Annotated in this window: 22 protein-coding genes; 10 read left to right on the top strand and 12 right to left on the bottom strand. The window is 68.4% G+C overall.

What is annotated here, in order from left to right:
- The first annotated feature begins 61 nt into the window (after positions 1–61).
- Positions 62–802: a flavin reductase family protein gene (locus tag AMYAL_RS0134720; protein ID WP_425332223.1), complete on the top strand. Its 741-nt coding sequence runs from the start codon at positions 62–64 to the stop codon at positions 800–802.
- Here AMYAL_RS0134720 and AMYAL_RS0134715 read toward each other — a convergent pair.
- Positions 751–3,273 carry a P-loop NTPase fold protein gene (locus AMYAL_RS0134715; protein WP_020635904.1) on the bottom strand — a complete coding sequence of 841 codons (2,523 nt, stop codon included), beginning with the start codon at positions 3,271–3,273 and terminating at the stop codon, positions 751–753. The two genes, AMYAL_RS0134720 and AMYAL_RS0134715, sit on opposite strands and share 52 nt — an antisense overlap.
- Before the next feature lie 107 nt (positions 3,274–3,380).
- Between AMYAL_RS0134715 and AMYAL_RS0134710 the strand changes: the two genes are divergently transcribed.
- Positions 3,381–4,631, top strand: coding sequence for an MFS transporter (locus AMYAL_RS0134710; protein WP_026467692.1), 1,251 nt, complete (start codon positions 3,381–3,383; stop codon positions 4,629–4,631).
- Here AMYAL_RS0134710 and folE read toward each other — a convergent pair.
- Positions 4,621–5,217, bottom strand: coding sequence for a GTP cyclohydrolase I FolE (folE, locus tag AMYAL_RS0134705; protein ID WP_020635902.1), 597 nt, complete (start codon positions 5,215–5,217; stop codon positions 4,621–4,623). The two genes, AMYAL_RS0134710 and folE, sit on opposite strands and share 11 nt — an antisense overlap.
- Positions 5,218–5,338: 121 nt before the next feature.
- Between folE and AMYAL_RS0134700 the strand changes: the two genes are divergently transcribed.
- Positions 5,339–6,070, top strand: coding sequence for a helix-turn-helix transcriptional regulator (locus tag AMYAL_RS0134700; protein ID WP_020635901.1), 732 nt, complete (start codon positions 5,339–5,341; stop codon positions 6,068–6,070).
- Here the strand turns inward: AMYAL_RS0134700 and AMYAL_RS0134695 are convergent.
- The gene (locus AMYAL_RS0134695; protein WP_020635900.1) at positions 6,067–6,519 is read right to left on the bottom strand and encodes a carboxymuconolactone decarboxylase family protein; all 453 of its coding nucleotides are present in this window, start codon (positions 6,517–6,519) and stop codon (positions 6,067–6,069) included. The genes AMYAL_RS0134700 and AMYAL_RS0134695 overlap by 4 nt on opposite strands.
- A 73-nt stretch (positions 6,520–6,592) precedes the next feature.
- Positions 6,593–7,288, bottom strand: coding sequence for an SDR family NAD(P)-dependent oxidoreductase (locus tag AMYAL_RS0134690; RefSeq protein WP_020635899.1), 696 nt, complete (start codon positions 7,286–7,288; stop codon positions 6,593–6,595).
- Positions 7,289–7,397: 109 nt separating this feature from the next.
- On the opposite strand from AMYAL_RS0134690, the gene AMYAL_RS0134685 reads away from it, so the two are divergent.
- The gene (locus AMYAL_RS0134685) at positions 7,398–7,988 is read left to right on the top strand and encodes a TetR/AcrR family transcriptional regulator (RefSeq protein WP_026467690.1); all 591 of its coding nucleotides are present in this window, start codon (positions 7,398–7,400) and stop codon (positions 7,986–7,988) included.
- Here the strand turns inward: AMYAL_RS0134685 and AMYAL_RS0134680 are convergent.
- Positions 7,985–9,367, bottom strand: coding sequence for a cytochrome P450 (locus tag AMYAL_RS0134680; protein WP_020635897.1), 1,383 nt, complete (start codon positions 9,365–9,367; stop codon positions 7,985–7,987). The two genes, AMYAL_RS0134685 and AMYAL_RS0134680, sit on opposite strands and share 4 nt — an antisense overlap.
- A 91-nt stretch (positions 9,368–9,458) precedes the next feature.
- Here AMYAL_RS0134680 and AMYAL_RS0134675 point away from each other — a divergent pair, with 91 nt between their 5' ends.
- Positions 9,459–10,073, top strand: a complete 615-nt coding sequence (locus AMYAL_RS0134675; RefSeq protein ID WP_020635896.1) for a TetR/AcrR family transcriptional regulator — start codon at positions 9,459–9,461, stop codon at positions 10,071–10,073.
- A 17-nt stretch (positions 10,074–10,090) separates the two neighbouring features.
- Complete coding sequence (locus tag AMYAL_RS0134670; protein ID WP_020635895.1) at positions 10,091–11,008, top strand: NAD-dependent epimerase/dehydratase family protein; 918 nt, start codon at positions 10,091–10,093, stop codon at positions 11,006–11,008.
- Here the strand turns inward: AMYAL_RS0134670 and AMYAL_RS46800 are convergent.
- The gene (locus tag AMYAL_RS46800; RefSeq protein WP_020635894.1) at positions 10,951–11,739 is read right to left on the bottom strand and encodes a glycosyltransferase; all 789 of its coding nucleotides are present in this window, start codon (positions 11,737–11,739) and stop codon (positions 10,951–10,953) included. The two genes, AMYAL_RS0134670 and AMYAL_RS46800, sit on opposite strands and share 58 nt — an antisense overlap.
- Before the next feature lie 10 nt (positions 11,740–11,749).
- The gene (locus AMYAL_RS0134660; protein ID WP_020635893.1) at positions 11,750–12,379 is read right to left on the bottom strand and encodes a class I SAM-dependent DNA methyltransferase; all 630 of its coding nucleotides are present in this window, start codon (positions 12,377–12,379) and stop codon (positions 11,750–11,752) included.
- Between the two features lie 145 nt (positions 12,380–12,524).
- Here AMYAL_RS0134660 and AMYAL_RS0134655 point away from each other — a divergent pair, with 145 nt between their 5' ends.
- Entirely contained in the window at positions 12,525–12,869 is a 345-nt protein-coding gene (locus tag AMYAL_RS0134655; RefSeq protein ID WP_020635892.1) for an MmcQ/YjbR family DNA-binding protein, read from the top strand.
- Between the two features lie 485 nt (positions 12,870–13,354).
- On the opposite strand, the gene abc-f is transcribed toward AMYAL_RS0134655, so the two are convergent.
- The gene (abc-f, locus tag AMYAL_RS0134650; protein WP_020635891.1) at positions 13,355–14,974 is read right to left on the bottom strand and encodes a ribosomal protection-like ABC-F family protein; all 1,620 of its coding nucleotides are present in this window, start codon (positions 14,972–14,974) and stop codon (positions 13,355–13,357) included.
- Positions 14,975–15,463: 489 nt separating this feature from the next.
- Between abc-f and AMYAL_RS50870 the strand changes: the two genes are divergently transcribed.
- Complete coding sequence (locus AMYAL_RS50870; protein ID WP_020635890.1) at positions 15,464–16,744, top strand: hypothetical protein; 1,281 nt, start codon at positions 15,464–15,466, stop codon at positions 16,742–16,744.
- A 74-nt stretch (positions 16,745–16,818) separates the two neighbouring features.
- Here the strand turns inward: AMYAL_RS50870 and AMYAL_RS0134640 are convergent, their stop codons facing one another.
- The 4 genes from AMYAL_RS0134640 to AMYAL_RS0134625 are packed head-to-tail and all read right to left on the bottom strand — an operon-like array spanning position 16,819 to position 21,352.
- The gene (locus AMYAL_RS0134640) at positions 16,819–18,228 is read right to left on the bottom strand and encodes a GH1 family beta-glucosidase (RefSeq protein ID WP_020635889.1); all 1,410 of its coding nucleotides are present in this window, start codon (positions 18,226–18,228) and stop codon (positions 16,819–16,821) included.
- A complete protein-coding gene (locus AMYAL_RS0134635; RefSeq protein WP_020635888.1) occupies positions 18,225–19,070 on the bottom strand; it encodes a carbohydrate ABC transporter permease in 846 nt (281 codons plus the stop codon). The genes AMYAL_RS0134640 and AMYAL_RS0134635 overlap by 4 nt, the downstream gene beginning before the upstream one ends.
- On the bottom strand, positions 19,067–20,047 hold the full coding sequence (locus tag AMYAL_RS0134630) for a carbohydrate ABC transporter permease (RefSeq protein ID WP_020635887.1): 981 nt from the start codon (positions 20,045–20,047) through the stop codon (positions 19,067–19,069). Before AMYAL_RS0134630 ends, AMYAL_RS0134635 begins: the two co-directional genes overlap by 4 nt.
- 3 nt (positions 20,048–20,050) lie before the next feature.
- Positions 20,051–21,352 carry an ABC transporter substrate-binding protein gene (locus AMYAL_RS0134625; protein ID WP_020635886.1) on the bottom strand — a complete coding sequence of 434 codons (1,302 nt, stop codon included), beginning with the start codon at positions 21,350–21,352 and terminating at the stop codon, positions 20,051–20,053.
- Positions 21,353–21,537: 185 nt separating this feature from the next.
- Between AMYAL_RS0134625 and AMYAL_RS0134620 the strand changes: the two genes are divergently transcribed.
- Together AMYAL_RS0134620 and AMYAL_RS0134615 are read left to right on the top strand one after the other, a co-directional pair.
- Positions 21,538–22,584, top strand: coding sequence for a LacI family DNA-binding transcriptional regulator (locus AMYAL_RS0134620; RefSeq protein WP_026467688.1), 1,047 nt, complete (start codon positions 21,538–21,540; stop codon positions 22,582–22,584).
- A gap of 90 nt (positions 22,585–22,674) precedes the next feature.
- Positions 22,675–26,424 carry a glycoside hydrolase family 2 TIM barrel-domain containing protein gene (locus AMYAL_RS0134615; RefSeq protein WP_020635884.1) on the top strand — a complete coding sequence of 1,250 codons (3,750 nt, stop codon included), beginning with the start codon at positions 22,675–22,677 and terminating at the stop codon, positions 26,422–26,424.
- The last annotated feature ends 89 nt before the right edge of the window (positions 26,425–26,513 follow it).

The following is a 26,513-nucleotide window of genomic DNA, read 5'->3' as shown; positions in this document are numbered from 1 at the left end:
GTTGATCGCGACGTCCGATTCACGCCAGCCTCCGGGGCGAGACCCGGCGAAGCTGGCGAACGTGACAGCTACGACGTCGGCGGCCGAGACCGCGCACACCCGTATCGAGCCCGGAATTCTCTACTTCGGCACCCCCGTGGTGCTCCTCTCGACAGTCGACCGGACGGGTTCCCCGAACCTGGCTCCGATGTCGTCTGCGTTCTGGCTCGGGTGGCGCGGCATGCTCGGGCTGGGCGCGAAATCCAAGACCGCGCAGAATCTCATGCGCAACCGTGAATGTGTTCTGAATCTCCCTTCCGACGCCATGGCGGCCGCCGTCGACAAGCTGGCGCTGACCACCGGCTCGGATCCTGTCCCCGGCCGCAAGTACGAGCGCGGTTATCGGTACGAAGCGGACAAGTTCGGCAAAGCCGGGCTCACCCCGGTCGCTTCGGAAACGGTCGCGCCGCCGCGTGTCGCCGAATGCCCGGTGACGATGGAGGCCGTCGTCGAGGCGGTCCATCCGCTCGCCGAGGACGACGAGGCGCAACGCGGCGGGATCCTCGTGTTCGAGGTCCGCGTGCAGCGTGTCCACGTCCACGACGACGTGCGGATGCCGGGCACCGACGACCGGATCGACCCGGACCGGTGGCGGCCGCTGATCATGAGCTTCCAGAAGCTCTACGGCCTCGGCCCGCAGGTGCATCCGTCGACGCTGGCGAAGATCCCGGAGCGGCTCTACCGGGGACCCGACATCGAGCGTGCGCGGAATCAGTCTTCGCGGGCGAACGAGAACCGGCTCACCAGCGGCAACCAGCGTTGATAGGACGCGGCCTGCTCCGGCCACGAGCCGCCGGACAGGCCGCGTTCGAGCTTCGGCCGCAGTTCGTGGTCGTCCAGCGACGACATGACCTCGGCGGCGCTGTCGCCGGGGTCCGCCCCGGCGAGGGTGGCGAACCACGCGGAGGACTCCGGATTCCCGACGTGGAGCGCGAGCAGGACCAGTACCGCGCGAAACGGTGCCTCGCGGCTGCCGTCGGAGAGGAACTCGGCGAGGTCCTCCCCGGCGAAACGGGCCCGCAGGAGGCGATACAGGTTCAGGAGCCTTTTCGCGGCCCGCGGGGAGCGGATGAGCGAAGCGAGCGTCGGCAGGAAGTCCAGTTCCGCCGGTGAGATCACCAGACGGGGAGGTCGAGGGTCTGTTGTGGACTGTCCGGACGACGGTGGCGGTGCTTCCTCGTGCGGAGGAGGTTCGGTCGCGACCGGAGGGCGATCGCCGCTGGACCGCTCCGTTCCGTCGGGAACGGGCGCCGGTGTGGCGACCTGACCCTCTGCGGCGGCGAGCCCGCGCACGAGCCCCGCGAACCCTGGATCGTCCATGGGGGACAACGTGAACGGCACCTGGAAGATCTTCTCCAGGTAGCTCTCGGCGAAGGTCTCCGGATCGTCACCGAGCATCGCCTCGTAGTGCTGCTCGACGGCCTTCTTGAGCCATCGGGAGTCGACGCCCACCACGACGACGAACACCGGCAGCGCCAGCAGGAGATGGATGGCTTCGAGCACCTGGACGACGACCTTGGGCGGGCAGCGATCGAGGTCGTCGATGTAGAGCACGGTCCGTTCGATCTTCCCGGAACCGTGCGGCACCTCGGCGAGCATGGTCGCGAACGTCTCAAGATCCTTGCGCAGCAACGAGACCACGCCCAGATGCTCGACGTAGTCCGAGACCCGTGACTCGGCGAACGACACGAGGTCCAGCCCCGGAGCCAGATCGGTGACGGCCCTTTCGAGCCTCTCGGATTCGGCGTCCAGTTCGGCCAGCCGCCGCTCGGTCTTTTCGTCCTCTTCGGACGGACCGCCGAGTTTGTCGAGCGCCTGGTGGATCCGGCCCGCGCTGGCGCGCATCCGCAGGACGACGGTCAGCGCGGAACCCGCCACGGTGAGCACGCCGAGCACGCCGGAGATCTGCGACCGGCCGACGAGCAGCGTGACGACCAGGACCGTCAGCAGCCCGCCGATCAGGACCAGCAGCGGGAACGGATCCTGCCGCAGCCGTCGCCAGAATTCGGCGACGTCCGAACGCAGCCCTCCGGTCTCCTGTGCCAGCCGTTCGAGATCCTCCGCGGTCGGCCGGTCGACGCCGAGCCTGGACGCGATCCACGCCTTGTCCGTCTCGGTGAGGCTGTCGAAAACGGCATGGACGTACTCGCGCGGCTTTCGTCGCCTGCGCTTCGCTTGCTTCTGTTGCGCTGTCAGGGTTCTGCGTTCGAGCCGGACCGCGCTCAGCCTGCCGAGAAGGGTCTCCTCGGTCTTGCGGCGTTCGGCGAGCGCGTCGGCCTGGCGCTGGAGGTCGTTCTCGGCGCCGCTCGCGGCGAGGTTGTCGAAGATGTTGGTGGCGAGGCTGGCGAGGAGGTTCGATTCGCTGTAGTGCCAGGCGTTGAAGCTGATCTGGCGGACGCTCGAACAGTAGGAAGACACGGACTTCCCGTGTGTCCCGGCTGCTGTTTCGGCCTCCCGCGCGGAATCGGCGAGTTCGCGGACGCGCAGCTGCATCTGGCGCATGAAGAAACTCTTGCCGGAGCCCCAGCTGCCGAACAGGCCGATCGACAGGGGAGGGGTGATCATCCGGGAGACCACCAGGTCGGCGAGCATGCGCACGTCGGTGCCGATGCCGAGGCGGTCGATGCCGTCGTCGGTGTCGGGCCGGTAGTCGGCGACGTGGGCGGCGAAGAAATCGGCGACCAGCGGCGACGGCTGGAGGCCGGCGAGCTGATAGGCCCGGCGAAGAGAGCCCGATTCGGGGAACATCTGTTCCGCGGCGGCGCGCTCACCTCCGGAAAGATCCGTATGGAGCCGTACGATGGATGGGCTGAGGGGATCGAGCACCCCGCGCAGTCTCAGTTTCTCGTACTGGTCTTCCCGGACGAGCCCCAGGGCGCGGCGAGCGGTGTTACGCCCGAGCCAAGTCGCCAAGGCACGCGAAATGATGTCGAAGTTCCCGTCGAGCTCGCGATCCAGCCACACGACGGCGGTGGTCGGACCCCGTGGTTGAGCGAGACTGCTGCTCTGCGGCTTGGTGATCAGTTCGTGGTCGGGGTACATCTCCAGCAAGGCTTCATAGGCTGTCCGTCGCGCTCCCGAATTGCGCTCGTAGACGATCAGGGTGAACCGGGCGATCGACAGCGAGCGTCGGACGTCCGGATCGGCATCCCTCGGCAAGTACGGCTGCAGAGCTCCGCCGGGTGGTTGGTTCTTCAGCAGAATCGCCGGATCGACGTGGCGCACCAGCACCATCCGTGCTCCCCTCCCAAGGCCGAACGGAAAGGGCAGTCTAGAGGGCATCAGCTCAGCTGTGGGTGAAACTCCGCCTCCGTTCGGTCACCTCTCGCTACGTTGATCTCATGGCTGGGGAGAAGCTCGACGGTAGATACGTGAAGCTCTGGGCGGCGAGTACGACCTCCGCGTTGGGCAGCGGTCTCACGACGGTGGCGGCGCCTCTGCTGATCGCTTCCCGCACCGACGATCCGTTCGTCGTCTCGGGCGGGTTCGCGGTGGCGTGGCTGCCCTGGCTGCTCTTCGCGCTGCCGGGCGGGGTGCTGGTCGACCGGGTGGACCGGCGGAAACTGATGATCATCCTCGACTGGATCCGCGTGCCCGCCGTCGCACTGCCTGCCGTCGCGATCACGATGGGCGACGTCAGCATCGCCTTGCTGTACGCCGTCCTTTTCGTGATCAATTCGAGCGAGGTCGTGTTCCGGACGGCGGGTGGGGCGATGCTGCCTTCGATCGTCCCGAAGACGTTGCTGGAGCGGGCGAACGGACGGCTGTACGCCGGGACGACGCTGGCCCACGGCATGCTTTCCGGGCCGCTGGGCGGATTCCTGTTCGGTGTCGCGGCGAGCATCCCGTTCTACGTCAACGCCGGCACGTACGCGGTGAGCGCATTGCTGCTCGGCCTGATCGCGGGCGCCTACCGGTCGCGGCCCGAGGACGGCCCCGGTGAGCCGGTGAAGCGGCGCTCGATCCGGGCGGAGGCGGCCGAAGGATTCCGCTGGCTCGCGGGCCAGCGCCTGCTGCGGACCATGGTCGGGCTGATCGGCCTGCTGAACCTGACGCTGGTCGCGGCCACCTCGGTACTGGTACTGCTGGCGAAGGAGCGGCTCCACCTCGGCGCGGTCGGCTACGGCCTGCTCTTCAGCTGCATGGCTGTCGGCGGTCTGTTCGGCTCGGTCACGGGCGACCGGCTGATCGCCTGGTGCACGCCGACCTGGACGTTGCGGATCGGGCTGCTGATCGAGGCCGGGACCCATCTGGTGCTGGCGACGAGCACGAGCGCGACGGTGGTCGGCGTGACGATGTTCCTGTTCGGGGTGCACGGCGCGCTGTGGGGCATCGTCGGCAGTTCCCTGCGTCAGCGGCTCACCCCGCCCGACATGCTCGGCCGCGTCGGCAGTACCAGCTTGTTCATCGTCGCGGGCGGGAACTGCGTCGGCGCGCTGCTCGGCGGCGCGGCGGCGTCGAAGTTCGGGCTGACGACGCCGTATTGGGCGGGCTTCGTGGTGGCGATGATCGTTTCCGCGGTCACCTGGCGGGTCTTCGACCGCGCGGTCGTCTCCGCGGCCTACGCGGAAGAACCCACTGTCAGCCGTTGATGCCGGTGAGGGCGAAGAACTCCTGGCGCGAGCGGGCGTCCTCACGCAACGTGCCGAGCAGGGTGGAGGTGACGGTGCTCGAACCGGCGGCCTGGACACCGCGCAGGGTCATGCACGAGTGCTCGGCTTCGATCACCACGCCGACACCGCGCGGCTCGAGCTGCTCGTCGAGCCAGTCGGCGACCTGTTTCGTGAGCCGCTCCTGAACCTGCGGACGGCAGGCGAAGTGCTCGACGATCCTGGCCAGCTTGGACAGGCCGAGGATCCGTTCGCCGGGCAGGTAGCCGACGTGCGCGACCCCGACGAAGGGCAGCAGGTGGTGCTCGCAGACGGACCGGACCGGGATCCCCCTGGCGAGGACCAGTTCGTCGTAGCCCTCGTCGTTGGGGAAGGTCGTGAGGTCGAACGACCGCGGGGTGAACAGCTCGGCGTACGCGCGTGCCATCCGGCCAGGGGTGCCGCGGAGGCTCTCGGAGTCCAGTGAGATGCCCAGTGCGGTGAGGAGGTCCGCGGCGGCGGCCTCGGCGGCCTCCAGGTCCGGCCCAGGCCCGGTTTCATGCACGACACGCAAGGCGGGAGTGGACATGAGGCCTCCTAAGGCTGACCGCGATCCCCAGTGTTGTTCGACTAAGATTTTTGGGCTTTTTACCACCCGCCGGTTCAGCCTACATGGTAGATCCGCAGTTCAGGATGTTCCGCCGGTTGAGATGGGCGATATCGTGGTGTACGTGACAGTGTCCGATCCGGACGGCCTCGACGTCCCTTCCATCGCCGCCGTGGCGGCGCTCGACGACGACCTTCGCCGCGGCATGTACGCCTACGCCCGGCGCGCGCGGCGTCCGGTCACCCGTGACGAGGCGGCGGCCGCGGTCGGGATTTCCCGCAAGCTCGCCGCCTTCCACCTCGACAAACTCGTCACGGCCGGGCTGCTCAGATTCGGTTTCGCGGCGGGCCCGGTGGTGAAGGTGGGGCGCAGGCCCAAGGTGTACGAACCGGTCGACGAGGCCATCCAGGTGCAGCTGCCCGCCCGGCGGCACGAGATCCTGGCGGGCATCCTCATCGAGGCCGTGCTCGCGGAGGGATCCGGTGAGACCGCGCGGGACGCCGTCCGGCGGGTCGCGGGGGAGCGCGGGCACGCAGCGGGCGAGGAAGAACGCGCGAGGATCCGGCCGGGCAGGCTCGGCGTGGAACGCGCGCTCACCGTGGCCGAAGGGGTGCTTCGCCGCTACGGTTTCGAGCCGAGCCGTGACGCCAGGACCTGTGTCCGGCTGCGGAACTGCCCGTTCCATCCGCTGGCCGCCGAGGCACCGGAGCTGGTCTGCGGGATCAACCAGGCCTTCCTGGCCGGTTTCCTGACCGGCGTGCGCGCCGGGAACGTGGAAGCGGCCCTCGTTCCCGGCGCGGCCGAGTGCTGTGTGGAACTACGCCAGGCTCGCTAGGCGGCGCCGGCGATCTGCCGCGTGGCGACGTTGAGCCGGTTCCAGGTGTTGATGGCGGCGATCGAGAGGACCAGGCTGGAGAGCTGCTTTTCGTCGTAGTGACGGGCCGCCTCACCCCAGACCTCGTCGTCGACCGGGTCCGCCCGGTCCGAGATCCGGGTGAGTGCCTCGGCCAGCCCGAGCGCCGCCCGTTCGGCGCCGGTGAAGTAGGCCGTGTCACGCCAGGCGGCGACGGTGAAGATCCGCTCGTCGGATTCGCCCGCCTTGCGCAGTTCCTTGGTGTGCATCTCCAGGCAGCCGCTGCAGCCGTTGATCTGGCTCGCGCGGACATGCATGAGGTAGTGCGTGGAATTCGGGACACCGGTGTCGCCCGCCGACTCCGCCAGCGCGATCAGGGCCTTCAGTGTCGCGGGGTTCGCCATCGCCGGGTTCGGGATCCGGGTTTCCATTCGTTCTCCTCCAGGGTTTCCGTCTTTGCTTTCACCGCACTGACGGATCACGGGGCGGAGATGTGACCGGGCCTTACCAAGGCACCACGTTGCCGTGGAGATCCAGGAACTGAAGCCCCGGCGCACCGGCTTGGGCTTCGAGGACGTCGACGACGGCGGGCATGCTCTCCTCGGCGGTGAGCGGGGCGCCAGGACCACCGAGCGGCGTCTGGTTGTGGCCGGGGTGGATGAGAAGTTTGGTCTGCCCGTCGTCGGCGTACCGGGTGGAGTAGCTGCGCATCAACTGGTTGAGCGCGGCCTTGCTGGCCTTGTACAGCTCGAAGCCGGGCCTGGTGTTCAGCCCGACGCTGCCCTGCCTGGATGACATGATCGCGACGGTGCCGCCGGGTACGACCAGGTCGCGGAGGGCTTCGAGGGCGCGCAGCGGGCTCAACGCGTTGGTGATCATCACTTCGGAGAAGGTCTCGGTCGAGACGTCGGTGATCGGCAAGTTCCCGCGATCGATCGCGGCGTTGACGAAGAGCAGGTCGAGCGCGGTGCCGTCGAGGCGCTCGCGCAGCGTGGCCAGCTGCTCCTCGCTGGTCATCTCCAGCGTTTCGACCCGCAGCCGCCCGTTCGAGGCGTCGGCCTTCGCCTGCAGTTCGCCGCCGCCCTGCCGGGTCGTGGCGATGACCCGCCGTCCTCGCCTGCTGAGCTCCTCGGCGAGGACGAGTCCCAGGCCGCGGGAGGCTCCGATGACGAGTGCCTGCCGGTCGGATGTGGTGGACACGGAAATCTCCTTGGGGAATCGGGTTTTGTCTAGACGCGACGTTGCGTCTAGACAGTAGCACGGCACCTGACGGCCGAGCGCGACCCGGCGGACCGGTACTGTGGCCGGCATGCCCGCCGTGAATTCGCAGCCCCGCAGGGCGCGCTCCGGCAACCAGCGCGACGAGGCCGCCCGCCTCGCCGTGCTCCATGCCGCGGACGACCTGCTCGTCGAGCACGGGTTCGCCCGGCTGACCATCGAGGCGATCGCGCGCCAGGCGGGTGTCGCCAAGCAGACGATCTACCGCTGGTGGCCTTCGAAGGTCGAGATCCTTCTCGACACGCTCATCGAGGACAGTGAAAAGCGCTTCGCGGTCCCGGCGGAGAAGTCCACTGAGGACGTCATCCGCGGGTACTTCCGCGGCTACGCGCGGTTCGTCACCCGTGACCCGGCCGGCCAGGTCCTGCTCGCGCTCATCGCCGAGGCGCAGCACAATCCCGAGACGGCCAAGAGTCTCCACGACCGTTATCTCGGCCCGCGCCGAGAGCTGGAACGTGAGTTGCTCGCGCGCGGAATCGAGGCGGGCGAGGTCTCGACCTCCCTCGACCTCGACGCCACGATCGACGCCGTCGTCGGCCCGATCGTCTACCGGGCCCTGACGGGAGCGACAGTTCCCCGCGCCCTGGTGGACGCGCTCTTCGCCGGGCTGCTCAAGCCTTAGACGGTCGCGGCCACCGTCGCGCGGTCACGGAGTGAGACGTCGAGCTTGAAGCCCTTCGGCTTCAGTGTAAGCAGCTCCTGGACTTTCAGCCGGTAAGCCGGGTCGCCGCGCAGGTCGTACCGGCTCAGCAGCATGCCGAGCACCAGCGTCGCCTCGTGCAGGGCGAACTGCCGTCCGATGCAGGCCCGTTCCCCGGTGCCGAACGGTTTGTAGACGTGCGCCGGGCGGGCACGGTTGCGCTCCGGGCTGAAGCGGTCCGGGTCGAACGACTCCGGGTCGTCTCCCCAGACAGGATCGCGGTGCAGTGCCGGGATGAGCACGAGGGCCCACTGCCCCTTCCGCATCGGGTACTCGCCGCCGACGACGGTGTCGACCTGGGCCTGGCGCGCGAACGCCGGCGCTGTCGGCCAAAGCCGCAGGGCTTCGTCGAGCACCCGCCGGACGTAGCGGAGCTTGGCGACCTCCTCGTAGGAAGGATCCGGGTTCTCACCCCAGACCTTGTCCACTTCGGACTGTGCGCGGGCGAGGACGTCCGGGTGGCGGGCGAGGTAGTACAGGGCGAACGACAGCGCGCCCGACGTGGTCTCGTGCCCGGCCACGAGGAAGGTGATGATCTGGTTCCGGATGTTGACTTCGTCCAGCGCCTCGCCGGTGCTCGGCTGCGTGGTGTTGAGCATGAGCCCGAGCAGGTCTTCGGTGCTCGGATCGTCCCGCCGCGCCTCGATGACTTCGGCGACGACGGAGTGGAGGAAGGCCAGGTCGGCTTCGTTGCGCCTGTTCGCCTTCCGGCTGAGGAGCGGGCCGACGACCGGCGGCTGGATCGCCGTCCGCTGCGCGTGCCGCAGCGTGCGGACCATCGCGGCGACGAACGGATGCGGTTCGGCGCGTTCGAACGACGAGAAGCTGTAGCCGAATCCGGTCCGCCCGATGGTCTCCAGCGTCAGCTTCGTCATGTCGTCCGCGACATCGACCTCGCCGCCCCTGTCCCACGTGTCCAGCAGGTCTCGGGTGATCGCCAGCATCGTCGGGTGGTAGCGCTGCATGGCGTTGCGGCTGAACGCGGGCGCGAGGATCTCGTGCGCGCGCCGCCAGTTCGGCTCCTCGTTGCGCGCGGTGAACAGCCCGTCGCCGCCGAGCGGGCGCAGGTTCGAGATCGCGGGCGTGACGTGCTTCGCGAACCGCTTCTCGTCGGAGAGGTCGGCGACCATCCCGGCGCCGTGGACGAACACGATCCGCCTGCCGAACACCTTGCGTTCGAAGACGGGCCCCAGTTCGGTGGCGTGCCGCATCGAGTCCTGGACCGGGGTCTTCGGCGAAACGCCGAGCACGTCGCCGATCAGCGGGATCCGGCGCGGGGGATGGGGGAGTGCGGTGGCCATCGGGCCCCTCCAGGGTGAGCGCTGTTGAATCGACATCCAATAGTGAGCGTGGCCCGCTACTGAACTCGTGTCAAGTAAGTACGATGACAGGATGGCGCCGAGTACTTCAGGAAGGCCCCGCAGCAGGCTGAGCACCGCCGAGCGGCGGGAACAGCTGCTGCGGATCGGTGCCCGCCTGTTCGCGGAACGGCCGTACGACGACGTGTGGATCGAGCAGGTCGCGGACATCGCCGAGGTGTCCCGCGGGCTGCTCTACCACTACTTCCCGACGAAACGGGACTTCGTCACCGAGGTCATCAAGGCCGAAGGCGAACGCCTGCTCGAGATGACCCGGTCCGATCACTCGTTGCCGGTCGCGGAGCAGCTGATGGCGGGCCTCGACGCGTATCTCCGCTACGTCGAAGCCAACGAGGACGGCTACCGGGCCTTGCACTCGGGCACGGCCATCGCGGTCGAGGACGTCCGCGAGGTCCTCGACAACAACTTCGCCGAGCAGGGACGCCGGATCCTGGAGGTCCTGTGCCCGGACGGCGAACCGCCGGAGACCCTGCGGGTGACCGTCCGCGGCTGGCTGGCTTTCGTCGTCGCGGTCTGTCTCGACTGGCTCAAGTACCGGCGACTGACCCGTGACCAGACTCGCGACCTGTGCGCGAAGGCGCTGCTCGACATCGTCGCCGCGTCACCGGACGTCCGTATCGACCTGTAGGGGCCGTCTTGCCAGGGATGAAGGTGTTCGTCACCGGGGGAACGGGGGCGATCGGCGGACACGCCGTCCCCGCGCTGGTGGCCGCCGGACACGAGGTCACCGCGCTCGCCCGCACTTCGGCGAAGGCCGCCCTTCTCGGCGCGCAAGGCGCGAAGCCGGTGATCGTGTCACTCTTCGACCGGGACGCGCTCGCCGAGGTGTTCGCCGGGCACGACGCCGTCGTCAACCTGGCCTCGTCCTTGCCGTCGATGGCACGCTTCCTCTCCACCAAAGCGTGGGAGGCCACCAAACGGGTCCGCGCCGAGGGTTCGGCGGCGGTGGCCGGCGCGGCGCTCGCGTCAGGCGTGCCACGCCTGGTCCAGGAGTCGGTCTGCATGATCTACCCGGATCGCGGCGACGAGTGGATCCGCGAAGACGTTCCCGCCGAGCACTACCCGGCGGCACTGGGGAACCTGGCCGCGGAGGCGAGCGCGAACCGGTTCACCGAGGCGGGCGGGACAGGGGTCGTCCTGCGGTTCGGCTGGTTCTACGGACCCGGTGCGACCCACAGCGAACAGCTGCTCGACCAAGCCCGGCGCGGGATCGGTGCGGCACTCGGACGGCTCGACGGTTACGTGTCGTCGATCCACATGACCGACGCGGCCGGCGCCGTGGTCGCCGCGTTGCGCGCACCCGCCGGGACGTACAACGTCGTCGACGACGAGCCGCTGACCAAACGCGAGTACACCGCCGCGCTGGCCGCGGCGACCGGGAAACGCCAGTGGGTCCGCGGCCCCGGCCGGGCCGCGTTGCTGCTGGGTGACCGGTTGACCTCGTTGACCCGTTCGGTCCGGGTCAGCAACGCGGCGTTCCGCGAGGCGACGGAATGGTCTCCCCGCTATCCGAGCGCTCGCGAAGGCTGGCGCGCGACAGCGGAAGCGCTCGCCGCCCGCTGAAGCCCGCGCGCCAGCATGACCTCGGCGCGTTCCTCGATCAGCTTCATCCGCGCGAGGCGCTCCGCGTCGTCGTTGTGCGCGGCGGAAGCGGTGACCTGGCCGTCCCATTTCCGGTAGAACATGCCGCAGGTGGCGAGGAAGTAGCCGTCGGAGGAGGCGTTCGCGGCGAGGACCAGTCCGGTGTCCTCCGAGGCGGGCAGCGCCATCCAGCCGCCGAGGTCCAGCAGCAGTTCGCGGCGGATGCACAACGTCCCGGCCACCACCGACGACACGTAGCCGTTGCGCTGCCAGTACCGGAGGATCGCGCCGCGCTCGATCGGCCCCTCCTCGGGATCGCTGTCGACGCCTGCCGTGGTCCCGTCCGGGAAGAGGTCGAGCACCCGGCAGGTGGTCCAGCCGATGGCGGGATCCTCCAGCGCCGCGATGTCGCGCGCGAGCGCGCCGGGCGCCAGGAGGTCGTCCGCGTCGAGCGCCTTGATCAGGTCCCCGGAGGCGCGGGACAGCGCCAGCATCCGGGCGACCCCAGGACCGCCTCGGCGGCCCGAACCGGGCAGTACCCGTTCGTCCGCGGGGAGGACGCCGTCGAGCAGGCCGGTTTCGCCGTCTTCCTGCACCACCCATTCCCACGTCCAGCCCGGCGGGAGTTCCTGCGCGACGAGGGATCCGTACGCCTCGGTCAGGTACGGCAGGCTCGGCGGGTGGACCGGGGTGAGCACGCTGAGGACCGGCATGGACATCACGTTAGCCCGGACGGCGGGCCAAGATCAGCAGATGCTCCTCCGGCGGTGTCCCCGGCTCGTCGGCGGTGAAGATCTCCGAGTGCGTCCCGGTGACCTCGAGCCCGGCCGCCCCGACCCGCCGGACGAGGTCGTCCGGCGCGAAACTGGTTTCGAGGAAGGTGTGGCCGAAGAACTCCGCCCGCACGTCCTCGGCGTCCCGCGGCACGGTGACCAGCGCGAAAAGGCCACCGGGCACCAGCCAGCGGGCGATGTCGGCGAGCACGGCTTCGGTGTCCTTGCGCGGCATCTGCAGAAACGGGAAGAAGGCGCAGACCGCCTCCCATGACTCGGGCGGCGAGGTCCACTCGCGCACGTCGGCGTGGACGAAGGTGGCGGCGGGAACGTGCTCGCGCGCGAGGTCGATCATCACCGGCGACACGTCGAGCCCGGTCACCCGATGCCCGGCGGCGGACAGATCCTCGGCCGCCGGCCTGCCGGTCCCGCTGCCGATGTCGAGCACCCGCGACGAGGGCGGCAGCGTGTCCAGCAGATGCCGCAGCGCCTTGTCGACCACCGGAGCCCGTCCGAAGACGTCGTCGTAGGCGGAACCAATGGCGTCGAACAGTTCCGCCGCCGTGACCGGTCGGTTCATTTCGCAGCTCCCCGGATCGAGTGGACCTCCGGCGAATCTACCGGCTACCGCGTTCCGGCGTACTCCACTGTGGACGATTTCGGCCGTCCCGCGCCGCCTGTTTAGACTGTGACCGCCGGATTTCCTGGGGTTTGGGGTTGTGAACATGGGTGTGTCGAGTGACGAGTTCCACCGGATGCTGGAGGCGCTCGCCGACGTCGAGCGCTCCGACGCGAAGGAGTGGGAGTCGTTCAGCGTGCGCGGGAAGCGGTTCGGGTACTACTGGCCGCGAACGCAGACCGTCGGTTTGAAGCAGACGCTCTCCGAACAGGAAGCACTCGTGGCCGAACGGCCCGATGTCTTCGAGGTGCAGTTCACGGCAGGGGGATTCGGCTGGGTGGTGGTCCATCTCGACGGCCTCGAATCCGACGAGCTGACCGAATTGGTCTACGAGGCTTGGCGGTTGTCCGCTCCCGAAGAACTGGTCGACCTGGTTCCGCCGCCGTGCTGACCTTTGACGTGCGTCACTATCGCGCTGCGGAACATTTCGCGCGGTGGTGCGTTGTAGAGAGTGTCGGTACGGATGGTGCCCACGGGCCTCAACCTTCGCCTTCATGGAATACCGGTCCGGCCGGAGCCATGTAGTGCCTTTCGCCGAGAGGCGGCCCACCGTACCGACCTTGGCTCCCGTTCCCGCTCGCAGGTAACCCCCAGGCCTTCGCTGAGCGGGGACGGGTCTTTTCTTTTGCCCCATTGGTGTGTTGACGCGGGTCACAGCGAATCGGGCTCGATGCCGGGGAACATTTCGGACGGTGCTGCGTTGTAAAGAGTGTCGGAACGGATGGTTCCCCCGGCCACAAACTCCCGCTTCTGCTCGCAGGAACCCCCAGCCTTCGCTGAGCGGAAGCGGGACCTTTTTCTCGGCCCGTCACCGTTTATCGGTGACCCCCTTTGTCGCGCCCAGCGCGATAAAGGGGGCCTTCACGTATTCCAGGATCAAGACTCCACAAGTGCCCCATCGGCCAGCCGAATCCGACGGTCCACCTTGATCTCGCTCAGGAACCGCTCATCGTGGCTCACGACCACGAAAGCCCCTTGATACGCACCCAGCGCGCTCTCCAGCTGTCCGACGCTGACCAGGTCGAGATTGTTCGTCGGTTCGTCCAGCAGCAGCAACTGCGGGGCGGGCTCGGCGAACAGGACGCAGGCCAGGGTGGCTCGCAGTCGCTCGCCTCCGGAGAGCACGCCGACGGGAAGCTGGCTTCGCGCGCCTCGGAACAGGAAGCGGGCGAGCAGTGTCATCCGTTGTGACTCGGGAAGGCCGGGGGCGAACGCCGCGAAGTTCTCGGCGATGGTCTTGTCGAGATCCAGCAGGTCCAGCCGCTGCGACAGATACGCGATCCGGCCCTCGGCCCGCTTCAGCACACCACCGTCAGGGGCGAGGTCGCCGTTGAGTACCCGCAGGAGGGTCGATTTGCCGGTGCCGTTGCCACCGGTCAGCGCGATCCGCTCGGGGCCGCGGATCGTCAGGTCGACGCCGTCGCCCGCGAAGACGTTCCGGTCGCCGTAGCGCACTTGGAGGTGCTCGCCGTGGAACATCGTGCGCCCGGCGGGGACGTTCGTACCCGGCAGGATCAACGCGATCTTCTGGTCGTCGCGAAGAGAGCGTTCGGCCTCGTCGAGACGGTTCTTCGCGTCGCTCACCCGCGCGGCGTGCGTCTCGTTCGCCTTGCCCGCGGATTCCTGGGCGTTGCGTTTCATGGTGCCGGCGAAGATCTTCGGCAGTCCGGCGTTGCCGAGGTTGCGGGCCGCGTTGCCCGCTCGCCGGGCGGCCCGCTCGCGAGCCTGCTGCATCTCCCGTTTCTCGCGTTTGACCTCTTGCTCGGCGCTGCGGACGTTGCGTTCGGCGACCTCCCGCTCGGCCTTGACCGCCGCTTCGTACTGGGTGAAGTTCCCGCCGTGGTACCGAAGATCGCCGCGGTCGAGTTCGGCGATCCGGTCCATCCGGTCGAGCAGTTCCCGGTCGTGACTCACCAGCAGCAGGCAACCCGACCAGTCTTCGAGTACGCCGTAGAGCTTGCGGCGGGCGTCGAGGTCGAGGTTGTTGGTCGGTTCGTCCAGCAACAGGATGTCGGGCCGTTTCAGCAGCTGCGCCGCCAGGCCGAGGGAGATGATCTGCCCGCCGCTCAACGTGCGCAGGCTCCGGTCCAGCGAGATGCCGTCGAGGCTGAGCCTGTCGAGCTGGGCGCGGGTGCGTTCCTCGATGTCCCAGTCGGTGCCGATGGTGGTGAAGTGCTCGTCGCTCGCGTCGCCGGACTCGATGGCGCTCAGGGCCGCGAGCTGCGGCGCGATACCCAGCACCTCGGCCACGTTCAGCCCGGCGGTGAGCGGCAGCGACTGCGGCAGATACCCGAGGACCCCCTGGGCGGAGACCGTTCCGGAGACCGGCCGCAGCTCACCGGCGATCAGTTTGAGGAGCGTGCTCTTGCCCGCCCCGTTGGGTGCGACCAGGCCCGTGCGGCCACCGGGCACGGTGAAGGACAGGTCGTCGAAGACCGGGGTGTCATCCGGCCAGGTGAAGGACAGGGCGGACACGACGACGAAAGCGTCTGACATGGAAATGACCTCGTGAAAGACAGCGGGCGCATCGAAGCAGCACCGCGGTGGACGTGGCGTTGAGGGGACGACGAAATGGCCACTTCGGCGCTACCGCCGGTGGCCTGGCAACTCCGGCTCACCCGGAGATGTCGTCTTCACCTGCCACGTCTGGTCTCCACGTTCGTTGATCGGCTACCTGCCCACCATAACAAGACCTGCCGGAGCGGGGCCACCGGAATCCCTGCCGCCGGCTCCGGTAAAGGCAGGAATACGGGACGCCCGGTACGACTTCCGTTTTGATTCCCATTGTTCGCAATGATTCCCGATGATCGGTATCTGTGATGTGGATCATATTCATTGAGGGGTGGTGACGGCACTTCTAATGTTCGTCAGGTGACGGTTTCCGCGACTGGGAGATCACGCGATCCGTCACCACCCATTTCCTTGACCTGGAGGGTTTTTCTCATGATGCCGAGTGCGAGATCCCGAAGACGAGTCGCGACCACGGTGACCGCACTGGGGGCGTTCGCCCTGGTCGCTCCGCCCGCGCAAGCCGCCGAAATCGCCGTTCCCTGCGATCCGGCCGCGCTGGTCCAAGCGGTCGCCGATGCCAACGCCACTCCGGCGCCGGACACGCTGTCCTTGGCCGCGAATTGCGTCTACACCCTCACCGCGGTCGCCGATACGACCTGGAGTTCCGGGCTGCCCTCCATCGAGGGAAAGCTCGGTATCAACGGCAACCACGCCACTATCGGCCGGGCAAAGGACGCGCCCCAGTTCCGGATCATTTCCAATTGGGGTGATCTGACGCTCGACAAGGTCACGATCACCGGCGGCCACGCTCCTGACGGCGTCGGAACCAACACCTACGGGGACGGAAACCTGGGACAGGCGGGCGGCGGAATCCAGAACTGGGGCCCGCTGACCATCACCGACAGCGTCATCACCGGCAACATCTCCGGCGCGGGTGCTCCCGGCGCGGACGCGACGGCCACGGCCAGTGCCGGTCGTGGTGGTAACGGAGGATTCGGTGGTGGGATCGCCTCCTACGGTTCCGCTCAGAACACGCTGACGATCACCGGCAGCAGGATCATCGGTAACACCACCGGTGCCGGTAGCCGGGGTGGTAATGGCGTGGCCGCCAAACCCGGTGGCCGGGGTGGCTCCGGCGGTTTCGGTGGCGGTGTCGAGGTCATCAGCGGCACCGTCCTGCGGATCACCGGTGGCGACGTCACCGGCAACAGCACCGGGACCGGTGGGCAGGGTGGTTCGGGAGGTCCCGTGGGCGGCGGCGCCGGAGCCGGCGGTGACGGCGGCGTGGGCGCCGGCGTGTTCGCGTCGAGCAGGCTGGGTGTCCTGTTGAAGCCGGCCATCACCGGCACCTCGATCACCGAGAATCTCGCGGGCCGCGGAGGTGACGCCGGGGTCGCCGGGCCGGGCGGGTACGCCGGGGGCTCGGGAACCGGAGGTGCGGGTGGCGGAGTGAGCGTGTTCTACGACAACCTCACGCTCGACGGCGGGAAGGTCAGCGACAACGCCGTTGGTGAGCCGGGGGCGGGCTCCTACCCGTATCCCCGTTCCGGTGGCGGCATCTACACGCTCGACGGACGGGTCACGCTGGCGAACGGGGCCGTGGTGAGCGGCAACCGGCCGGACAACTGCTCTTCCGTGGCGGACGTGCCGGGCTGTGTGAACAGCCCCCTCGCGCGGCGTGCCGCCGGGGCGGACGGTCAGGACCGGAGTGCCGTCGACCTCGCGACCGCCGAGGCCGCGAGCACGCGCAACTAGAGGTCAGGAAGGGGTCGTTCAGGACGAAAACGCCCTGAACGACCCCTTCCTGCCGCTGGTCCGAGGCAGGCGGGTCAGCTCAGCCCGTTCAGGCTGATCGCACGGGAGTACCAGAGCGCGCTCCGCTTCGGCGTCCGCCGCTGGGTCGCATAGTCGACGTGCACCAGGCCGAACCGCTTGGCGTACCCCTCGGCCCACTCGAAGTTGTCGAGCAGCGACCAGTAGAAGTACCCGCGCAGGTCGACGCCCGCCTCGATCGCGTCGTACGCGGCGCGCAGGTGCGAGTCGAGGAAGGCGATCCGGTCGGTGTCCGCGACGTCCCCGCCGATGAGGGCGTCCGGATAGGAAGCGCCGTTTTCGGTGATGTACAACGGGATCGGCCGGTACTCGCGATGGATCCGCAGCAGGCATTCGGTGAGCCGCGATGGCTGGACCTCCCAGCCGGAGTCCGTGCGCGGCGCGGCCTCGTCGGGGACGAAATGCACGTCGGGGACGCCCAGCCAGTCGGCGCCAGCCGGTTCGCTGCCGGGCAGGGGAGTGCCCGCGACCTGGTAGCCGCGGTAGTAGTTGATGCCGAGCCAATCGACCGGGGCCGCGATCGTGGCCAGGTCGCCCTCCCGGACGAGCTCGTCGATCCCCAAGGGGGCGAGGTCGGCGAGCAGGTCCGCGGGGTAGGAGCCGCGAAGCACGGGGTCGAGGAAAAGCCGGTTCTGCAGGCCGTCGACCCGGCGCGCCGCTTCGACGTCCACAGTGGACGAAGGGTTGGCCGCCGACACCGGGTACAGGTTCAAGGTCACGCCGGACGACGCCGCGGGGGCGTGCCGCCGCAGGGCGTCCATCGCGAGCCCGTGCCCTAGCAGGAGATGGTGCGCGGCCGCCACGGCGGCCTGTGGTTCCCGCCTGCCGGGAGCGTGGATCCCGCGCGCGTAGCCGAGCATCGCCGCACACCACGGCTCGTTCAGGGTGGACCAGCGCGGCACCCGGTCACCCAGCCGTGCCGCCGCCGTTTCGGCGTACTCGGCGAACCGGAACGCGGTCTCGCGCGAAGCCCAGCCGCCCTTGTCTTCCAGCGCCTGAGGGAGATCCCAGTGGTACAGCGTCGCCCATGGCTCGACACCGGCTTCGAGAAGCCTGTCGACCAGCCGGTCGTAGAACGCGAGCCCCCGCGGATTCGGCGCGCCGCCGTCGGGCCGGATCCGCGGCCACGACAGGGAAAACCGGTACGCGCCGAGCCCGAGCCGCCGCATCAGGTCGACGTCCTCGGCGTAACGCCGGTAATGGTCCGCGCCCGGCTCACCGGTGTCGCCGCCGACGACGGCGCCGGGGCGACGGGCGAAGACGTCCCAGATCGAGTCGGTGCGGCCGTCGGCGGCCGTCGCTCCTTCGACCTGGAAGGCCGCGGTGGCTGCGCCCCACACGAATCCGGGCGGGAACAGCAGCGCGGTCTTCGCCCGGACACTGTCGGGATGAGCGGACATGGTCACCCTTTCACGGCACCTTGCATGATCCCGGCCACGATCTGGCGGCCGAGGAGGAGGAAGACGATGAGGATCGGGATGGTGGCCAGCGTGGTCCCGGCCAGCACCAGCGAGTAGTCGACGTAGTAGCCGCTCTGCAGCTTCTCCAGCGCCAGCTGGACGGTGGGGTTTCCGGCGTCCAGCACGACCAGTGGCCAGAGGAAGTCGTTCCACGACGTCATGAACGTGAACATCGCCAGGATCGCCGCCGCCGGGCGGACCGCGGGAAGGCAGACGTTCCAGAAGGTCCGGATCATGCTGCACCCGTCGACCCGCGCGGCCTCGATCAGTTCGTACGGCACCGCGTCGAGCGTGTACTGGCGCATCCAGAAGACGCCGAACGCGGTCACCAGGTTGGGCACGATCACCGATTGCAGCCCGCCCGCCCAGCCGAACTCCGACATCGCCATGAACAGCGGGATGATGCCCAGCTGGGTCGGCACGGCGAGGGTGACGACGATGAACACGAACAACCCGTTCCGGCCGCGGAACCGCAGTTTGGCGAACGCGAACCCGGCCAGCGCCGAGAACAGCACCGTGGTGAGGGTGACCGTGCCGGACACGATCAGGCTGTTCGCGAGCGCCTTCCAGAACGGCACCGTGTCGAACACCCGCGCCGCGTTGGCGAAGAAGTTCCCGCCGGGCAGGAACGGCGGGACCCGCTCGGTGAGCATCCCGCTGTCCCGGCTGGCCACCAGGAACGACCAGTAGAACGGGAAAAGCGAGCCCAGTACGAAGATCGTGAGCACGACGTAGGTCGCCCGGCGGGGTTTTCCCAGCGCCGAAACACTTTGCTTGATGGTGGTCATTTCTTCTTCACCGCCGCGAGCCTGCCGGTGAGGAAGAAGTTCACCAGCGCGATCAGCACGATGATCACGAACAGCACCCACGCGATCGCCGAGGCGTAGCCGAGTTCGTAGTTCTCGAAGGCCGTTTGGTACAGGTACAGCGTCACGGTCTGGAACTGGTTGGACGAGCCGCCGTTGTTCGACCCCGGCATGGCGTCGAACAGTTTGGGCTCGGTGAAGATCTGCAGCCCGCCGATCGTCGAGGTGATGGTGACGAAGACCAGCGTCGGCTTCAGCAACGGCAGGGTGATGCCGAGGAACCGGCGCGTCGCGCCCGCTCCGTCGATGAGGGCGGCTTCGTGCAGCTCTTTCGGAATCGCCTGCATGGCAGCCAGCACGATCAGCGCGTTGTACCCGGTCCATCGCCAGTTCACCATGATCGCGATCGCGACATGGCTGCTGAACCGGCCGGCCTGCCACTCGACCGGGTCCAGTCCGATCGTCTGCAGCAGGCCGTTGACCAGGCCGTACTTCGGCCCGAACAGGTTCGCGAAGATGATCCCGAGCGCCACCAGGCTGGCGGCGTAGGGCAGCAGGACACCGACTCGCCAGCCGGTCGCCCCGCGCAGCCTGGCGCTGAGCAACGCCGCCAGGAGTACCGCGATGATCAGCTGGGGAACGCTGGAGAGCAGGAAGATGCTGACGGTGTTCTCGAGCGCGTTCCAGAACTGCGTGTCGGCGAACAGTTCCTTGAAGTTGTCCAGCCCGATGAAGTCCGGATGGTCGTCACCCGCCTCCCAGCTGAACAGCGAGACGTACGCCGTGTAGAGCAGCGGGAACAAGCCGACGATCCCGAACACGAGGAAGAACGGGGCGATGTAGAGGTACGGCGAGACCTTGACGTCCCACCGGCTCAGGCGATGGCGGAGGGTGGGCCGGGGCGACGTGCGCACCCCGGCCCGGCGCTCGTCCGGCGCGATCTTGTCGACGACGGTCATCGGTCAGCGCGTGATCTTCTTCGCGGCGTCGAGCAGCTGCGTCCAGCCCGCGTCCGCGGACTTGCCCTGTTCGACGGCCTGCAGCGCGGGGCTCGACGCGTTCTCTTGGATCTGACCGTCGCCGGGGCCCTTGTACTGCGGTTTGGCGACCTTCTTGGCCTGCTCGGCGAACAACTGGCCGATCTTCGCGCCGCCGAAGTAGGCGTCGGTCTCGCTCAGCAGCGCGGGGTCCTCCAGTGCCTTGACCTGGCTGGGGAAGGTGCCCTTCGCCTGGAACGCCTTGATCTGCTGCTCGGGTGCGGTCAGCCAGGCGGCGAGTTCGGCCGCCTCCTTCGGATGCTTCGACTGCGTGGGCACGGTGAGGTAGGAGCCGCCCCAGTTCCCGCCGCCACCGGGGAAGGCCGCGGTGACCGCCCACTTGCCCGCGTTCTCCGGACCGGAGTGTTCCTCGATCACGCCGAGCATCCACGCGGGACAGACCTTCGTGGCGAAGGCGCCCTGCTTGAACCCGGAGTTCCATTCGTTGCTGAACGCGGTCAGCTTGGCCGACTGTCCTTTCGCGACAGCGCCGGTCACCTTGGTCCAGGCGTCCTTGATGCTCTGGTTGGAGTCCAGCGTCGGCTTGTCGTCGGGCCCGATGTAACCGGTGGGGAGCTGGTTGACCATGGCGTTGAAGTTCTGCGCCGCCGAGTCGAACCAGGCCTTCCCGCCGGTCTTGGCGACGTACTGATCGCCCGCGGCGAAGTAGCTGTCCCAGGTCGCGAACAACGGTTTGACCGCTTCGGGATCGGTCGGCAGGCCCGCCGCCCCGAGCATGTCCTCGCGGTAGCACATGGCCAGCGGGCCGATGTCGGTTCCGTAGCCGATGACCTTGCCGTCCTTGGTCTTGGCCGCGTCGTACTTCCAGCCGAGCCAGCGTTCGGGCGAGGCCTCCGCCGGGCCGATCTTGTTCAGGTCGTTGAACTTCGAGCCCTTGTCGAGGACGTTCGACAGATGCCCTTCCTCGACCGCAGTGACGTCGGCGAGGCCGGAACCCGCCGCCAGTTTCGTGATCAGATCCTGGTGATACGGCCCGCCCTGGCCGGTCTTGCGGTGCGTGATCTTGACGTTCGGGTGCAGCCGCTCGTACTCGGGAACGAGCGCCTCGTAGCCGAACTCGGTGAACGTCGCCAGTGACAGCTCGACCTTCGCGTTCGGATCCGACGCGGCGGGCGTGCCGCCGTCGTCACCGCCGCACGCCGCCAGGCCGAACGCCGTCATCGTGATGCCCAGTGCCAGCACCAGGCCGTTCCGGATGCTTCTCACGTCATTTGTCCCTTGCTGATGGGGTGAGGGAGAAAACTGGGAGCGCTCCCAGGGATGCGCAGAGTTTGTTCCCAAGGCGAGATCGTGTCAAGGGCTTGTAATGAGAGTGTTTCCGCCCCACGGGAGCGCTCTCAGTGCCGCCTGCCGTCGGACACTAAGCTGTCGGTGTCCGGATGACGCTGAAGGTGAAGGTGACGCGGGTGGGGGCTCGACCAGAGGAAGACGGCAGGCCGACGCTGGAAGACGTCGCCGCGTCCGCCGGGGTCAGCCGGTCGACGGCGTCCCGTGCGCTGAACGACGACGGCTACGTCAGCGCGCGCTCGCGGGAGAAGGTCCAGACCGCGGCCCGCGAACTCGGCTACTCGCCGAACCAGGCGGCGCGCTCCCTGGTGACCAGGCGGACCGGCGCGATCGCGGTCGTGCTGTCGGAGCCGGAGGCACGGCTGCTCGACGACCCGTACCGCACCGCGGTCATGCGCGCGGGCTATCGCGAACTCGCCGACATCGGCTGCCAGATGGTCTTGATCTTCAGTGACACCCGCGAAGACCTCGATCGCACGGTGCGGTTCCTGGACGGCGGGCACGTCGACGGGGTGCTGGTGTTCGCGCCGCACCGGACCGACCCGTTGCCCAAGGCGTTGCGGCAGCTGAGGATCCCGGTGGTCTACGGCGGGCAGGCGGCGGGGCTCAAACGCGGTGTCCACGTCGTCGACTTCGACAACGAGGGCGGCGCGAAGCTGGCTGTCGCGCATCTGGTCGAGTCCGGGCACCGCCGGATCGCCACGATCGCCGGACCGCAGGACCAGAGCGCGGCGATCGACCGGCTTTCCGGCTGGCGCAAGACTCTCCTCGACGCCGGGCTCGACCCGGCGGACCTGGCCGAAGAAGGCGACTTCACGCTGACCGGCGGGGCGAAGGCGATGGCGAACCTGCTCGCGCGGCGCCCCGACCTCGACGCCGTCTTCGTGGCCAGCGACATGATGGCCCTCGGCGCGCTCCGCACCCTGCATACCGCCGGACGGCGGATCCCCTCGGACGTCGCCGTCGTCAGCTTCGACGACAACGCGACGCTGGCACCGGAGATGGACCCGCCGCTGACGTCGGTCCATCAGGACCCCCGTGAACAGGTCCACGCGATGGTCGAGACCCTGCTCGCGGTGATGGACGACCGGGATCTCAAGCCCCGCCAGCGGATCTTGCCGGTCTCGCTCACGCGTCGCGCTTCGAGCTGAATTCGATCTCGGTCTTCCTCCCGGTGACGATTTACGAGATCGTCGAGGAGTCGGTCATCAGCCGACGGTCCCTCATCGGGAGGTAACACAGTGCCGCGCATACGCCTCATCGTCTTGAGTCTGGTGGTCGCCGCCGGTTCCCTGGCGGGCGCCGGATCGCCCGCCGCCGCCGACGGACCACCAGGAGATGTCCAGTCCTATCTCGACGATCCACGGAAGGTGGCGGAGGGACAGGAGCCACCGCACGCCTTCCTGCGTCCCTACGCGGACGTCTCCGCCGCCGCCCGCCGTGACGAGCGGAGCCCGTACACGCTGTCGCTCGACGGCAAGTGGCGGATCGCGATGGCAGACAACCCTTCCCAGGTCCCGGCGGGGTTCCATGACGACGGCTACGACGCGTCGGGCTGGCGCGAGGTGTCCGTGCCGCACACCTGGCAGACGGACGGCCTGGACCACCCGATCTTCCGCAACATCGCCACCGAGATCCAACCCGACGACCCGCCGCGCGTCCCGCGTGACGTCAACCCGACCGGCGCCTACGTCCGCGACTTCGACCTGCCCGCGGACTGGACAGAACGCAGGACGTTCCTCCGGTTCGACGGGGTGACGTCGGCCTACTTCGTCTGGGTCAACGGGCAGTACATCGGCTACGACCAGGGCGGCTACACGCCGGCGGAATTCGATCTCTCGTCCGCGCTGCGGCCGGGGCCGAACCGGATCGCCGTGCAGGTGCACCGCTGGAGCGCGGGTGCCTACCTGGAGGACGTCGACCAGTGGCGGTACTCGGGCATCTTCCGCTCGGTGACCTTGCATTCGGCGCCGGGGACGTTCATCCAGGACGTCGGGCTGACGACCGACCTCGACGCGACCTACACCGACGCCACCCTCAAGGCCGCGGTCGAGGTCGCCGCCAAACCCGGTGGAACGACGGGTCCGCATCGTGTCGGCTTGAGCCTGCGTGACGCGGCGGGCAAAGAGGTCGGGGCGGCGAGCGGGGCGGTCGACGCGGGTGGCAAGACTTCGCTGACCCTGCCCGTCCGCAACCCCGCGAAGTGGACCGACGAGACCCCGAACCTCTACACGGCCGTCCTCACGCTGACCGTGCCCGACGGCCGGGTCACGCACATCACCAGCGAGACGGTCGGATTCCGCGAGATCGAGATCCGCGACAAACAGTTGCTGGTCAACGGGAAACGGGTGCTGTTCAAGGGCGTCAACCGTGCGGAGACCGACCCCGATCACGGGAGGCACGTGCCCCGTGCCGCGCAGGAACGTGACGTCGCCTTGATGCGGCAGCTCAACGTCAACGCCGTCCGCACCTCGCACTACCCGTCGGACCCCTACTTCTACGAACTGGCCGACCGGCACGGGCTCTGGATCGACGACGAGATCGACATCGAGACCCACAACCACGAGAACTGCGCTAGCTACTGCCAGGCGAACGACCCTGCTTGGCGGGACGCGTTCTTCGACCGGATGATCGGCATGGTCGAACGGGACAAGAACCATCCGAGCGTCTTCCTGTGGGACACCGGCAACGAGGCCGGTCTCGGCGCGCATCACTTCGCACTGGCGGAATGGTTGAAGGCGAACGAGCCGACCCGGCCGATCTATCACCAGTCCAACAGTCCCGACGGTGACGCGCCCTTCGCCGACGTCTGGGGGCCGCGGTACCCGTCCCCGGAGAAGTTCGCCGAACAGGCGAAGAACACCACGAAACCCCTGATCTTCGGCGAGTACGCGCACGCGATGGGCAACAGCCTGGGGAACTTCCGGGAGTTCTGGGACACGATCCGCGCGAATCCGCAGACCCAGGGCGGGTTCATCTGGGACTGGGCGGAACAGAACATCCGGCAACGGATCCGGACCACGCCGGACTCGTCCGGCAACGACATCTCGGCACACGTGACCGGCAAACCGGATCTGGTCGACGGGCATCGCGGCAAGGCACTGGCACTGTCCGGATTGGACGATTTCGTCGAGGTCTACCGCGACCGGAAACTCGACATCACCGGCAAGGCGCTGACCCTCGACGCGTGGGTGAAACCGGGGAAATGGACCGGTGACTTCCGCATCCTCGGCAAGGGCGACCACCAGTACGCGCTCAAGATGAAGGCACAGGACACCCTGGAGTTCTTCATCCACAGTGGAACGTGGCAAGCGGTGCAGGCCAAGGTCCCCGCGGACTTCTACGGGAACTGGCACCGCGTGAGCGGCACCTACGACGGTACTGCCCTGAGGCTCTATCTCGACGGCAAGGAGATCGGGAGCAAACCGTTCACCGGCGCGATCGACCCGTCGTCGGCGGAGGTCAACGTCGGCCGCGACTTCGAGACGTCGTGGAACGACCCGTCGAGTATCGGCTGGATGGGACGCGGCGCCGTCGACGACGTGCGCATCTACGACAAGCCGCTGTCCGCGGCGGAGTTGTCCGGTGCGACTCCGGCGGGTGGCGCGGTCCTGGCGCTGGACTTCGACAGCGTCACGGATCGGGGAAGCCACCTGTCGTACGGCTCCAGTCTGTCCGGTGTGGACGGTCTGATCGGTTCGGACCGTTCGGCGCAGCCGGAGACCGCGCAGATGGCGTGGGCACATCAGCCGCTCCGGTTCGCCTACGCCGGCGGCGCGGTGTCGGTGGCCAACGAGCGGCAGTTCAAGGGCACTGACGAGCTGAACCTGCGGTGGCGGATCCAGGAAGGCTCCCGGATCGTTGCCCGCGGCGAGCAACCGTTGCGCGTCGGTGCCGGGACGACCGGACGCGTCGCCATCCCGGCTCCGTCGAATCCGGCGGACCGCGAGCGGTTCCTCACCGTCGAGGCCGTGACGACCCAGGGCGATCCCATGCTCCCGCGCGGGCATGTCCTGGCGCACGACCAGTTCTCCTTGGGCGGCAAGCAGGTTCCGGGGCTGGACCGGACGCCGCTCGGCGGGAAGTCCGTCGAGGTGGCCGAGGACACGGCTTCGGTGACGACGTCGGCGGCAGGCGTCACGTACCGGGTGGACAAGACCACCGGCGCGCTGACGTCGATCCGGCACCAGGGCAAGGAACTGCTGAGCGGCGGACCGAAGCTCGACGCGTGGCGGGCGCCGATCAGCAACGAGACCTTCGCCTGGGGCCGGGCGGAAGGTGAGGACTGGCGCAAGGCCGGGCTGGACCGGTTGAAGACCACGGTCACCGGCGTCCGGGTCGAGAAGGACGGCTCGCGAAGCGTGCGGGTGATCGTGGACAGCCGGGTCGCGGCGCCGGACGTCACCGGGGCGTGGTTCGACCAGACGATGACCTACACCGTCGACCGGACCGGGACGCTGAGCCTCGGCAACAAGGTGGTGCCGCAGGGGAGTGTGCGCACTCTGCCGTATCTGCCCCGGATCGGTGTCTCGCTGGCGGTGCCGGACCGATATGACCGCTTCGCCTGGTATGGGCGGAAATCCGAGAGCTACGTCGACCGCAAGGACGGGACCCCGATCGGCGTGCAGTCGAGCACGGTGGATCAGCAATACGTCGAGTATCACCGGCCGCAGGACCACGGCAACCACACCGACAGCCGGTGGGCGCTGCTCACCGACGGCCGGACCGGTGGCCTGCTGGTCGGGGGAGCGAACGACGTCAGCGTGACTCCGTTCGACGACCTCGACCGGGCGGCGTACCCGTTCCAGTTGCAGCGCAACAACGGCTGGTTCACGCTGCACGCGAGCCACGCGGTGACCGGGGTCGGGGACACGCCCAACCCGGTGCGGGAACGCAGTCAGGTGCAGCAGGACCGCACGTACGAGTACACGCTGTCGCTGCGGCCGCTGACCTCGCAGGAAGCGCTGGCCGGGCTGCCGACCGGCGGCTGACCTTCGGGCCTCGTGAGTGGTGAGGACGGTTCCAACCGTCCTCACCACTCACGACCGTCGCGAGGGCGGTTGTCGCGGTGTCCTGAAGG

The sequence above is a fragment of the Amycolatopsis alba DSM 44262 genome (assembly GCF_000384215.1).
GTDB classification, from domain to species: Bacteria; Actinomycetota; Actinomycetes; order Mycobacteriales; family Pseudonocardiaceae; genus Amycolatopsis; species Amycolatopsis alba.
The sequence above is the reverse complement of the archived record's forward strand: the minus strand, read 5'-3'. Positions and strand labels throughout refer to the sequence as shown.